This window comes from Ralstonia sp. GX3-BWBA (assembly GCF_003290055.1).
Classification (GTDB): domain Bacteria; phylum Pseudomonadota; class Gammaproteobacteria; order Burkholderiales; family Burkholderiaceae; genus Ralstonia; species Ralstonia holmesii.
This window is the reverse complement of sequence record NZ_QMKS01000024.1, coordinates 225,975-238,416: the sequence shown is the minus strand read 5'-3', so window position 1 is coordinate 238,416 and position 12,442 is coordinate 225,975. Positions and strand designations below refer to the sequence as shown.

Genomic DNA, 12,442 nt, shown 5'->3' with positions numbered 1-12,442 from the left:
AGAGAGGGCACGTCGCTCGTGCCCGCCGCGAGCGCATGGGCGCTCATCAGGTCGGGCCGGATGCTCGCATGCACGCCAGTTGGGATTCAACGAAGAATGCGGCTGCGCGCGCTAACCGGTTCGGCCGTCGCGCGAACCTGTCAGTGCGTCTCAGTCTTGGGAACGGCAGGGCGCCGGAGGTGGGAGGAAAGAGGGAGTGCGCGAGGGGGTGCCGCGCACGCTTCAGCGCATCTGCATGACCCAGGTGCGCCAGTCCTTGTGCTGCACGAAAGGCATGGCAGCGGCCCGGCCTTCCACGGCCAGCATGCGCGTTTCACGCGGCGACATGCCAGAGGCGCGGCGGTACGCGCGCGTAAAGTTCGATGCGTCGGAAAAACCGTAGGTCTGCGCGATCTCGGCCACCGAACGGTGCGTCTGCGATCGGTCGGCCAGGATCGCGTGGCACTGTCGCAGGCGCTGCGTGCGCAGGTAGTTGAAGAAGCCGCCCTCGCGCTCGAACAGCCGGTACAGCGTGGCGCGCGAGATGCCGAACTGCACGGCCACGCCTTCGGGCGAAAGCGCGAGATCGGACAGGTTGTGCTGCACGTGCCGGCAGATCGAAGCAAACAGGCTTTCCCTGACGGCTGGCGCACTGGCTTCGGTCACCTGGCAGTTGATGGCGGCCGCCGCCAGTTGCAGCGTGCCCGGGATGACGGCCTGTGCCTCGGCATCGCTCAACTTCCCGACCGATTGATAGAGCGAGCACAGGTGATCACGCAGCAGCCCGACCATTGGGGCATCGCCGCGCAGCACCCGCATGCTGAGTTCATCCGGTGCGCGCAGCAGCGGTGCCAGCAGGCGCCGTGGCACGGCCAGGCTCAGGAATCGACTGTCGTTCGTGCTGGTGGCGAGCGGCTGCGCAGCGTCGACGATGAACAGATCGCCGGGGCGCGTGGCGGTGCCGCTGGCGCCGTCGCGCTCTCCGCAACTGCCTTCCAGGTAATACTGGAGCACGTAGACATCCATGCCGTCGCGCCCCAGCTTGGAGCGGGAACGATCATAGTGCTGTGCCTGCGCGCTGATCATGCCCACACCCGTCTCGCCGCACAGATACGCATCGACGCTGGCCTGAAAGCCATGCGATTGCGGCGCGGCAGAGCGCGTGTCGAACAGCACGTTGATGGCATCCCGCCACGCCGCAAATTGATGCTCGCGCGGCAGCGCAGACGTATCGAAGTGGGAATGCGGAGGTTTGCTCACGGCGGTTTCCTGAAAGCCCCCGGCATTGTGCAGAAGCGGTGGCCGATGATGGGATGCCCCCAAAGTGGGGTGTCGACGGGCGCTGGCCTAAACGACCGCCAGCTTTGGCCGCTCCTGTCTGGGCATGACCACGTTGCGCCCGGCGGCCTTGGCTTCATACAGCCGCCCGTCGGCGAGGTGGATCAGGTCTTGAACGGTATCGTCGGCCGCGGCGATGCCCGAGTGGGAAGCCACCCCGACGCTGACCGTCAGCTTGCCGTACGCGCTTCCCGCGTTGGGCTCGTTGGCGGCCAGCACGGCGGTGCGGATGCTCTCGGCCACGCGCACGGCGCCGCTCAAGTCCGTATTGGGCAGCACGGCGCAGAACTCTTCGCCGCCATAGCGGCCGGCAAAATCTCCCGGGCGCTTGATGCGGTCGTTGATGCAGCGTGCCACCGTGCGCAGCGCGGTATCGCCGGCGGCATGGCCGTACTTGTCGTTGTAGGGTTTGAAGTTGTCCACGTCGATCATCAGCACCGACATCGGGGTGTGATGGCGATTGGCGCGGCGCCATTCAACGTCCAGTGCCGAGTCCAGCGCGCGGCGCGTGCCGAGCCCCGTCAGGCTGTCGGTATTGGCCAGCAGGTGCAATTGCTGCTCCATCTCGAGCCGCTTGCGCAGTTGTTGCGCAAGGAGGAACGACAGCACCATGAATACCGCGTCGAGCATCAGCACGATGCCGCTGATCACCCATGCGCGCTGCCGCCACTCCGCGTAGATGTCTTCGGTGGCCAGCCCGACTGTGACAATCAGCGGGTGGTCGCCGATATGGCGGAAGCTGAACAGGCGCTCGATACCGTCAACGCTGGCAACGTCAACATAGGAGCCTTCGGGCGCAAGCAGGCGCTTCTGGAAGGCAACGTCCTCGGCCAGGCTTCGGCCGATGAGCTTTTCGCTGTAAGGGCGCCGCATGAGCAGCGTGCCGTCCGTGCGTATCAGCGTGACGGTCGCGTGGGGGCCGAGGTTGATGCCATCGAACAGGCGACGGAAGTAGTTCAGGCGCAGCGTGCCGACCACGATGCCGTTGAATTCGCCATGCGGGCCGTTCAGCCGCCGGCTGAGGCCCAGCGACGTGTCCAGGCCGGTCACGCGCGGCGCAAACGGCTCGCTGATATACAGCCCGACGTTCGCGGAGCCCCGATGCACCTGGAAGTAATCGCGGTCGCCGATGTAAATACGCCGCGGCGGCACCGAACGTGAATCGAGAACAACATCACCGACCTTGTTGGTCACCAGCAGGGAGCCCAGGTCCTGCGCATTGGTCGACCGGTCGAACAGCACGAACTGGCGCACGGCGGGCGGCAACGCCAGCATGGCAGGATCGCGCACGCCGTCGATCACGGCCTGCAGCGACAGGTCGTACACCTCGATGTTGCGGGCGATGTCGCGTTGCAGGATCAGCGACAGGTTGTCGGCGGCGTCGCGTGCGCGGGCCAGCGCGTCCGTGCGCATTTCCCAGAGCGAGAACGCGGTGAGCGCGGCCAGCACCACCGACAGCATCGACGCGCCGATGATCAGCAGGGAAGGCCGCCGCAGGAATGCACTGGTGGCGCGCTGTAAAGGCATGCGCAGAATTGTGAAAATATTGAAAACGGTAGCCTCAATTGTGTACCGGACTCCACCTTCCTACGCAATACTATCTAAGACGTTTTCTGCAATGAAAACGTTTGCGGCCATTGATTTCATCCTGTCCATGCAACGTTTGTGGCCGCGGGTGTGCAGCTTGCTGATCCTCGGCTGAGTGCCGCACCCGCAGCGCTGGGCATCCTGCCCGCCCGACAGATGTGCATTCCGCACCCCATGCCATCGTGTCAGGCCAGCTTTGCCTATTCTGGGGTAAGCATCCTTGGAGAACGCCATGCCAGAGCCAGACGATCGCGCCTCACCCACTCCGGCGCCCGCCAACCCGCATCCGCCCGTGGCCGATACGCACGAGGAAGCCCTCCTCGACGAGGGCATCGAGGAAACCTTTCCTGCCAGTGACCCGGTTTCCGTCGATGCCGGCAAGCCCGATGTGCCCCCCAAGGCGCCGGCGAGCGCGCCCAAACCGTAAAATGCGGGCTGCGTGTCAACGCATCGGCGGTTTTAGCCGTCTTACGTAGGCCGCAAACAACGTGCGAATCCAGCACACGCGCCGTCTGAAGCGCGGGGCGAGAGAAAGCCGGCGCGCGCGACAAGCCCGTGCCGGTAGGTCGGGGTCCAATCAAGACGTCGATACCGTGCGGAGCATGGGCTTCGGCGGTTTGGCTTGCCGCGCTCTCCCGTCTCTGCGTGTCCGGATTCGTGTATCGCTTTGACCGGCACTCCACCAAGCCAGCAGGATTTCGTTTTTCACCATGCCTGACGCCGCGTCCAACGACGCCAGTCCAACATCACGCCGATCCTCGGCCCGCACCGCGCCTGACGCGCCCGCCACGCCTGCGCCCTCTGACTCCGGCTTTGGCCTTGCCAGCTGGATCGTGATCGGTGTGGTGCTGGTGCTTGGCGCGCTGGTGTTCGACAGCCTGTATGCGCTGCTCGACCATGTGCACTACGCCGACATGGTCGCCGCGCTGCAGGCCACGCCGCGCTCGCACCTGATGCTGGCCATGCTGGCCACGGCGCTCAGTTATGTCGCCCTGACCGGTTACGACGCGTCCGGCCTGCGCTATGCGGGCGCGCATGTGGCGCCCGCTACGGTGGCCACCACTTCGTTCATTGCCTATGCGCTGGGCAACACCGTCGGCCTCGGTTCGCTGACGGCCGGGGCGGTGCGCACGCGCTTGTACACAGCGGCCGGGCTTGATCCTGCACGCGTGACAGAGGCGGTGGCCTTTGATGCGGGCGCGCTGGGCGTGTCCACCACGGCCTTTGGGGCGGTCGGGCTGTTGTGGGGCGCCCCGCACATCGCGGCCATTGCGCATTTGCCGGCCGCGTTGCTTGAAGTCGTGGCATTGCTGGTGCTGGCCGGCGTCGTGGCGTTGTTGGCGCTCTGCATGCGGCAGCGCCACGTGATGCTGTTCGGCCGGTGGGAGATCCGCCTGCCGCCGCCGGGGTTGGCCGCGCGTCAGTTCGCGATTTCAGCGGCCGACATGATTGCGGCGGCGGCGGCCCTATGGGTGCTGATGCCGGCAGGCGCAGTCGATCTGCCGACGTTTGTGGCGTTTTACGCGTTGGCGGTCACGCTGGGCGTGCTGAGCCAGAGCCCGGGCGGTCTAGGCGTGTTCGAGGCCGTGATCCTGCTGGGCTGCAGCGGCCAGGCGCCGCCGGCCGAGGTGCTTGCTGCGCTGTTGTTCTACCGCGTCATCTATTTCCTGCTGCCGCTGGTCGTGGCCGCCGCCATGCTCGGCGTGTTCGAGTTGCGTTCCGGCGCGGGGGCGCCGTTCGGCCGCGCTGCGGTCAAGCTGTCGCCGGGGCTGCTGGCCGCGCTGACGATGGTGGCAGGCGTGATGCTGCTCGTCTCGGGCGTCACCCCCGCCACGGACGAAGCCGAAGACCTTCTGCGCATGCATGTGCCGCTGTTCGTGGTGGAAGCCTCGCACATGATCGGCAGTGTGGCGGGGCTCATCATGCTGTTTGTCGCGCGCGGGCTGCTGCACCGGCTGGACGCCGCGTGGTGGGCGGCGCTGGTGCTGTCGCTGCTCACCGGCGTGCTGGCGTTGCCCAAGGGCATTGCCGTGTCTGAGATGGCGGTGCTGGTGACGCTGGCGGTGCTGCTCGTCATCTCGCGTCGGCAGTTTGACCGGCCGTCGTCGCTGTTTTCGCAGCGGCTGGAGGCGGGGTGGCTGGTTGCCATGCTCTGCGTGTTTGCGGCGTGCGTGTGGATTCTCTTCTTCGCCTACCGAGAGGTGGCCTACGCCAATCAGCTCTGGTGGCAATTCACGTTCGACGGCGATGCGCCACGCTCCATACGCGCGCTGATGGCGGTGGCGGTGACCGGGCTCGGGTTTGGCATGCGCCAGCTCTTTCGCAAGGAGCCCGGTGTCACCACGTTCCCGAGCGACGAAGAACTTGCCCGCGCCGCCGAGATCGTCCGCAAGCAGCCCGCCGCCGATGCCACGCTCGCGTTGATGGGTGACAAGAGCCTGCTGTTTTCGCCGTCGGGCAACGCGTTCATCATGTACGCCAAGCAGGGGCGCTCGTGGGTGGCGCTGTCCGACCCCGTGGGCGCGCAGCAGGAATGGCCCGAGCTGATCTGGCGCTTTATCGAAATGGCCGATGCGCATGGCGGCCGCGCCGCGTTCTACAAGACACGCCCGCAGACGCTGTCGCTGTATCTCGATGCGGGCTTGCGCGCCTACAAGCTGGGCGAAGAGGCGTATGTGTCGCTGCCCGAGTTCAGCCTGAAGGGCTCGCGCCGCGCCAACCTGCGCCATGGCGTCACGCGCGGCGAGCGCGAAGGCCTGTCGTTCGAGATCGTGCCGACGGAAGATGTGCCCACCGTGCTGGACGAATTGCGCGCCATCTCCGATGAATGGCTGCGCAACCAGAATGCGCGCGAGAAGGGCTTCTCGCTGGGCGCATTTGACGACCGCTACATCTGCAGCCAGCCCGTGGCCGTGGTGCGCCGTGAGGGCGTCATCCTGGCGTTTGCCACGCTGATGTGCCCAGATGTGCTGCGCATCGAGGCGAGTGTCGACCTCATGCGCTATCGCAGCGACGTGCCGCCGGGCACGATGGATTTCCTGTTCGGCAAGGTCATCCTCTACTTCCAGGCGCAGGGGTATCAGCGTTTCGGGCTGGGGATGGCACCGATGTCGGGCATGGTTGAGCATCAGCTTGCGCCGCGCTGGCACCGCTTCGGACGGATGATGTTCCGACACGGCGCGCGCTTCTACAATTTCAGAGGGCTGCGCAATTTCAAAGACAAGTTCGAGCCGGTGTGGGAAGCCCGCTACCTGCTCGCACGTGGCGGTATTGCGCCGCTATTCACATTGACAGACGTCGCCGCGCTGATCGGCGGCGGCTTGAAGGGAGTGATCTCCAAATGAGTTGGCAAGCACCGCGCACGCAAGAGGCGCGGCATCGGGGAGTGCTACGCAAAGGCTTGCGTTGGGCTGGGCATTTGAGTGCGGTCGGCATGGTGCTGGCAACGTCCTGGGCCATCGCAGCCGATGCTCCTGCGGCCAAGCCCACGCCTGCGCAGGGTCCGGTGCTGGTGCCGCCCGTGGGCATGACGGGCGCCAGCGGCGTTGTGGCTGCGCCGCCACGCGGCGACATGCCGCCTCGCCTGCAGATGAGCGCTGCGGCCGTCACCGCCAACAAGGCCGCCAACGGCGGCGTGCTGTCGCTGCCCGTGGTGGCGCCCGCCGCGGCCGCGGCGGCGCCCGGTGCCGTCGAGTTCGTCACGCACGGGCGCTTTCGCGATGTGCCGGTCTACAAGCCGAAGGGCGAAATCCGCTCCGTCGTGCTGATGCTCTCGGGCGACCTGGGCTGGACGCCCGCCGCATCGCGCATGGCCGAGAGCCTCGCGCAGCAGGGCGCACTGGTGGCAGGTCTGTCAACGCCTGCGCTGTTCGCCAGCCTGGAGGCCGACCTGGGTGATTGCGCCTTCCCCGATGGTGACCTCGAAAACTTCAGCCGCTTCCTGCAGGCTTACGAGAAAGTGCCGGGCTACTACCCGCCCATCCTCGTTGGCGACAACGAAGGCGGTGCGCTGGCCTACGCCATGATTGCCCAGGCGCGCCCGAACATCTTCGCCGCGGCCATGTCGATGGAATTCTGCCCGGTGCTGGAGCTGCGCAAGCCGCTGTGCAAGGGCGAGGGCGTGCACTTCAGCCGCCGCATGAGCGAGAGCCGTACCACGGCCAAGCGCGTCAAGCCGCCCGAGAACGCCGGTGTGGTCCTGCTGCCCGCCACGAAATTGTCTGCGCCATGGGTGGCGCTGCAATCAGCCACGCCGACGTCGTTTGCGCGCCGCTCCGGTCCGCTGTGCGAAGCGCGTGCCACGCAAGCCTTCATCGATACGATTTCGGGGGCGCAATCGGTGGCGTTGCCGGCCACGGCGTCGGCCGCCAATGCACCGCCCGTGACAGCCAGCGAGCCATTCAAGGTGGCTTTCGCCAAGCTTGTCGCCCAACGCAAACCGCCGCCCCCGCCGCCGCCCGCAGCGGTGTCCGACTTGCCGATCATCGAAGTGCCCGCGCAGCCCGGTACATCATCCGAGCTGTTCGCGGTCCTGCTCTCGGGTGACGGTGGTTGGGCCGGGCTCGACAAGGAGGTGGCCGCTGCGCTGTCCAAGTCGGGCGTGCCCGTGGTCGGCATCGATTCGCTGCGCTACTTCTGGACGCCGCGTACGCCGGCCTCCGCCGCCGCCGACATGGATCGCCTCGTGCGCTTTTACGCCGCGCGCTGGAAGAAACAGAAGGCTTTGCTGATCGGCTATTCGCAGGGCGCAGACGTGCTGCCCTTCATCGTCAACCGGTTGCCGGCGGCGTCGCGCGAGCATGTCGCGCTGGCCGTGATGATGGGCCTGGGCAAGCGCGCCGATTTTGAGTTCCACATGACCAACTGGGTGTCGAGCAGCGCGTCTGGCCTGCCGATCCTGCCCGAGGTGCAGAAGCTGCCGGCGGGCCTTGGCATGTGCATCTACGGCAAGGAAGAGAAAGACACCAATTGCCCGGGCCTGGACCCGAAGCAGGTGCAACTGGTGAAGCTGCCCGGCGGCCATCACTTTGATGGCGATTACGCCAAGTTGGCCCGCATCATTCTTGAAGGCGCGCGCGCAGCGGGCAACGCACCGCGCTAATCCGCCAACGCCGGGGCTGGCGTGTCCGGAGTGCGGTGGCGTTGTCGAGCTAGGCCGGCGCCGGTGTGCCGGCTGTTGAGGCCAGCGACTGCACGCACTCATCCACGCTCAGCTCATGCAGCATCTCGGTGCGCAGCGTGTTATCGGTGGCTCGCTGCAGGACCGTCAGCGCTCGCGGCTTGAGCCGCACCAGCATCAGTTGCAGGCCGCGCGCTGCACATTCGGCGGCAAAGATGCGCAGCGCCTCGATGGCCGAGCCGTCGACGTCCGGTGTTTCTTCCAGGCTGATCATGACGGTGCGCAGCGCGGGTTCGTGCGGCTGTTGCAGCATCGCGCGCACCGTGCCGAGCACGCGTTCGGTGTTGGCGAAAAACAGCGGTACTTCCGGCCGGACGATCAGCACGCCAGGCACGGCCTTGGCTTCCGGGTGCAGAGACACGTCGACAAAATCGTGGCTCTCGCGCAGGCGGCCGAGCACGCTTACGTTGGGCTCGGAGAGCTGGCGCAGAGTGAGCAGCAGGCTCACGCCAATCGCGGCCAGCAGCCCATGCAGCACGCCCAAAATCAGCACGGCCAGCAACGCGGCAATCACCACCAGCCGATCGCGGCGCCAGGCCCAGTAGGGCTTGAACACAGCCGGATGCAACGAATGGCTCACCGCAAAGATCACGATGGCCGCCAGCACCGGTTCGGGAATGCGCGCGAGCTGCGGCAGAAACAACCACACGATCAGCGCCACCACCGCTGCCGCGCACAGCCCGGCCAGACGTGATTGCGCGCCTGCGGCTTCGTTGGCAGACGTGGCTGAATACCCCGCGCCGACGGGCATGCCGTGCAGCAGGCCCGAGAGCAGATTCGCGCAGCCCAGTGCGACGAGGTCACGGTTGGCGGAGATGCCATCTCCGTGCTTGAGCGCGAAGTTGCGGATGGAGCCATAGGACTCAGCATAGAGGATCAGCATGAGCGCAAAACCGAGTTCAGCGCTTTCCATCCATTGCACCCGGTTCAGCGCAGGCACGCCGAAGCTGATGTTCTGCAGGTCGATATGGCCGACCACGGCAATGCCGTAGCTGTGCCAGTCGATCCAGTAGCCGGCCGCGATGGCCAGCACGATGACGACCAGCGTGGCCGGAATGCGCCCCCAGCGCCCAAGGCCGAAGAGTAGGGCGAGTGCGACGGCTCCCAATGTCGTGCTGTACCGGTTGGCACTGGCCGCACTGGTGATGAGATCAAGCGCGATGCGTGGCGTGTCACTGTGGCGCACCGCCACGTCGAGGATCTTGGGCAACTGCTTGACGGCAATCGTCAGCGCCAGCCCGAACGTGAAACCGCGCAGCACCGGCCGCGCGATGAAATCCGACATGCCGCCCAGGCGTGCCGCGCCCGCCACGATGAACAGCACCCCCGTCGCGATGATGAGCGCCGCTGCCATCGTGAGCGCCGTCGCGCCGTTACCGCTAGGTTCCGATAGCACCGTCGCAAACAGCACGGCGGCCGACGACGACGTGGCCGAGACAATGGCAAAGCGGCTCGTGCCGACCAATGAATAGACCACCAGGCCGCACAGCAACGCGATCAGCCCGGCTTGCGGCGGCAGGCTAGCGATGCCTGCGTAGGCAACGGCTTCGGGCAGCAACAGGCCCGCAATCGAGAACCCGGCGATGACATCGCGCACCACGCGCTTCTGTGGCGGCTGTGGTGGCGCATCCAGCGGGGCGAAGCCCTCTGGGTGTTGCAGGGCGACGGCGAGATGTTCGTTGCTGGGGGGCATGCGATGCGGTGATCAGGCTGAAATGGACGACGCCGCGGTCCGGGTGGGCCGCGGCGTGCGGGTTTGCTTCGGGCGTGTCTTACTTGGTACAGGCCTTGTTGCGGCTGGGGCGCATGCCGGCGGCCTTGGCGTCGGCTTCAGTCATGTATTCGCCCTGTTTGGTCTTGCCGTAGTAGCGATCGCCCGGGCAGTGGTAGACCTTGGTGCTGGCATTGGCCCACACCTTGTCGGGGCCGCCGCCGGGGGCAACGGTGCCCGCAGCGGCCGCAGCAGGTTTGGCAGGCGCTGCGGCTGCAGGTTTGGCTGCTGGCGCGGGGGCGGGAGCCGGAGCGGCGGCAGGTGCAGCGGGAGCGGCTGCGGCAGGTTTGGCCGGAGCCGGTGCGGCAGGTGCTGCTGCAGGCGCGGCCGGCGCGGCAGCAGGTGCACCGCCTGCGCTGGCTTTCTTGTCGACACCACCATGGCCGCGGCAAGCGCCCTTGAGCGTCGCGCCGCTGTAAGGCGTGCCGTCCTTGCAGACCGCGTGGACGGCCGCTGGGGCCGCTGCCGGTGCGGTGGCGGGCGCGGCGGTGCCCTGCGCAAACGCCGAGCCCATCACCAGCGCACCCATCGAAAACATCAACGCAGACAGTTTCATAACGAGACCCTCAACGAGGCACGGAGATACGTGCGTGACCGATTAACGCTGGCCGACGGCGCGCGTTGACCCACCCGAGGGTTTGTCAGAAGACAAACGCTGCAATGTTGATCATTCCGCAACAGTCGGCGTCGCTTGTGTTGCGCCAACGGGCGATGCGGCGTCGGCGCCATCCCAGCATAGGCAAGATCACGTGGCCCGGCGAGGTTTCAGGCGAATGCGTCGACGCCCTGGACCAGCCGCTTTGCCAGACGGGGCTGCCGTAGTTGTTCGAGCCACCATTGGAGTGCACGGCCTTCACCGTCGCCATCGCCGCTGCGCCAGCCGACGTAGAGCAGGTTCGGTTCGCGCGGATCGGTGGTGCGCTTTTCAATCAGCTCCCCGCGCGCGAGCAGCGATGCCACGCGGTGCCTCGGCAGCCAGCCGACGCCCAGGCCGTTGCGCTGCGCAAGCGTTTTGGCACGCATGCTGGGCACGGCCAGCGTAGGTTGCCCGCTGAGCATGCCGTAGGCGCGGCCGGCGGTGGTTCGCGCTGAATCGGCCACCACCACGGCCCGATGCCGGGCAATTTCCTCGCGCGTGAGCGGCGCCTCGATGGCTGCCAGCGGATGCCGTGGCGACACGGCAAACACCCATTCCACCACGCCCAGTTCGAACCACCCGAGGTTCGGGATGGACGGCGGCTCGTTCGTCGCCCCGATGACGAGGTCGGCGCGGCCATCGCGCAGCGCCTCCCATGTGCCGGCCAGCACCTCGTGCGTCACGCGCAGCACCACGCCCGATTGCAGCGCATCGAACGCGTGCATCACGGGCATGAGCGATTCGAACTCCAGCAGCTCGTCCGTCACGATCCACAAGCGGTCTTCCCAGCCGTTGGCTACCTGCCGCACGCGCTGCGTCACGCGCGATACGTCCTGCGCCAGCCGCGCGGCTTCTTCCGTCAACAACTGCCCGGCGCGCGTGAGCTGCAGCCGGTAGCCGCGCCGATCAAACAGTAGGGCGTCGAAGCGCTGCTCCAACTGTCGCGCGGCATACGACACGGTCGACGGCGCTTTGCCCAGTTGCGCCGCCGCGCGCGACAGGCTGCCCGTCTGCCGGATGGCCTCCAGCAGGGCCAATTCTTCATCCGTCAACATGTGCAATTCCTTCGAACATATTCATCGTTCGGATCGTATGGCAAACCGCTTGCCCGCGTCCACACTGCAGTCACGCGATTGTTCAAGTTCAATTTTCCTACTGGAGGACATCATGAATCGCTTCGAAGGCAAGACCGTTCTGGTCACTGGCGGCAACAGCGGTATTGGCCTGGCAGCCGCCCAGGCATTTGTGCGCGAAGGCGCCCGCGTGGTCATTACCGGCCGTGACGCCGCAGCGCTGGAAACGGCGCGCGCCGCACTCGGCAACAACGCCATCGCCATCCGCAATGAAACCGGCAGCGTGGCGGCCGCACGCGAGCTGACCCGTCAGCTGCAGGAGGCCGGCGTGCGTCTGGATGCCGTGTTCATCAACGCCGGCATGGCCAGGTTTGCCGCCGTACCGGACGTGGACGAGGCCCTTTGGGATGCCACCTTCAACGCCAACGTGAAGGGCGCGTTCTTTCAGATCCAGGCACTGTTGCCCATCCTCAACAAGGGCACGTCGATCGTGCTGAACGGCTCCATCAACGCGCACATCGGCATGCCGAATTCGTCGGTGTATGCAGCGAGCAAGGCTGCGCTGATCTCGCTGGCGAAGACGCTGTCGGGTGAGCTGATCGGCTCGGGCATCCGCGTGAATGTGGTCAGCCCCGGCCCGGTGACGACACCGCTGTACGGCAAGCTCGGCCTGGACGCTGACACGCGGGCCGCCACCGCTGCGCAGATCCAGGGCCAGGTGCCGCTGGGCCGCTTCGGCCAGCCGGAAGAGATTGCTTCGACCGTGCTGCATCTGTCGGCGCCGGAATCGGCCTTTATTGTTGGCACGGAGATCATTGCCGACGGCGGCATGAGCCAGCTTTAAGCCCACCCGGTGGCCGGTATCCCCGACTTGGTGG

9 protein-coding genes are annotated in these 12,442 nt (G+C 66.5%); 4 read left to right on the top strand and 5 right to left on the bottom strand.

Annotated elements, in window-relative coordinates; all coding sequences use genetic code 11:
• Positions 1-222: 222 nt before the first annotated feature.
• Both DOD19_RS23735 and DOD19_RS23730 read right to left on the bottom strand, forming a co-directional pair.
• The gene (locus tag DOD19_RS23735) at positions 223-1,239 is read right to left on the bottom strand and encodes a helix-turn-helix domain-containing protein (RefSeq protein ID WP_024978338.1); all 1,017 of its coding nucleotides are present in this window, start codon (positions 1,237-1,239) and stop codon (positions 223-225) included.
• A gap of 87 nt (positions 1,240-1,326) precedes the next feature.
• A complete protein-coding gene (locus DOD19_RS23730) occupies positions 1,327-2,844 on the bottom strand; it encodes a sensor domain-containing diguanylate cyclase (RefSeq protein ID WP_112188503.1) in 1,518 nt (505 codons plus the stop codon).
• 292 nt (positions 2,845-3,136) lie between these two features.
• On the opposite strand from DOD19_RS23730, the gene DOD19_RS23725 reads away from it, so the two are divergent.
• From DOD19_RS23725 to DOD19_RS23715, 3 genes are all read left to right on the top strand, one after another.
• On the top strand, positions 3,137-3,331 hold the full coding sequence (locus DOD19_RS23725; RefSeq protein ID WP_024978340.1) for a hypothetical protein: 195 nt from the start codon (positions 3,137-3,139) through the stop codon (positions 3,329-3,331).
• Between the two features lie 283 nt (positions 3,332-3,614).
• A complete protein-coding gene (gene mprF / locus DOD19_RS23720; protein ID WP_112188501.1) occupies positions 3,615-6,248 on the top strand; it encodes a bifunctional lysylphosphatidylglycerol flippase/synthetase MprF in 2,634 nt (877 codons plus the stop codon).
• On the top strand, positions 6,245-8,005 hold the full coding sequence (locus DOD19_RS23715) for an AcvB/VirJ family lysyl-phosphatidylglycerol hydrolase (protein WP_112188499.1): 1,761 nt from the start codon (positions 6,245-6,247) through the stop codon (positions 8,003-8,005). Before mprF ends, DOD19_RS23715 begins: the two co-directional genes overlap by 4 nt.
• A 49-nt stretch (positions 8,006-8,054) precedes the next feature.
• On the opposite strand, the gene DOD19_RS23710 is transcribed toward DOD19_RS23715, so the two are convergent.
• The 3 genes from DOD19_RS23710 to DOD19_RS23700 all read right to left on the bottom strand — a co-directional run bounded on the left by DOD19_RS23710 (position 8,055) and on the right by DOD19_RS23700 (position 11,546).
• Complete coding sequence (locus tag DOD19_RS23710) at positions 8,055-9,776, bottom strand: SulP family inorganic anion transporter (protein WP_112188497.1); 1,722 nt, start codon at positions 9,774-9,776, stop codon at positions 8,055-8,057.
• A gap of 79 nt (positions 9,777-9,855) precedes the next feature.
• Positions 9,856-10,410 (bottom strand): hypothetical protein, encoded by a 555-nt coding sequence (locus DOD19_RS23705; RefSeq protein WP_024978344.1) that lies wholly within the window; start codon positions 10,408-10,410, stop codon positions 9,856-9,858.
• A 209-nt stretch (positions 10,411-10,619) separates the two neighbouring features.
• Positions 10,620-11,546, bottom strand: a complete 927-nt coding sequence (locus DOD19_RS23700) for a LysR family transcriptional regulator (protein WP_112188495.1) — start codon at positions 11,544-11,546, stop codon at positions 10,620-10,622.
• A 112-nt stretch (positions 11,547-11,658) separates the two neighbouring features.
• On the opposite strand from DOD19_RS23700, the gene DOD19_RS23695 reads away from it, so the two are divergent.
• Positions 11,659-12,408, top strand: a complete 750-nt coding sequence (locus DOD19_RS23695) for an SDR family oxidoreductase (protein WP_112188493.1) — start codon at positions 11,659-11,661, stop codon at positions 12,406-12,408.
• The last annotated feature ends 34 nt before the right edge of the window (positions 12,409-12,442 follow it).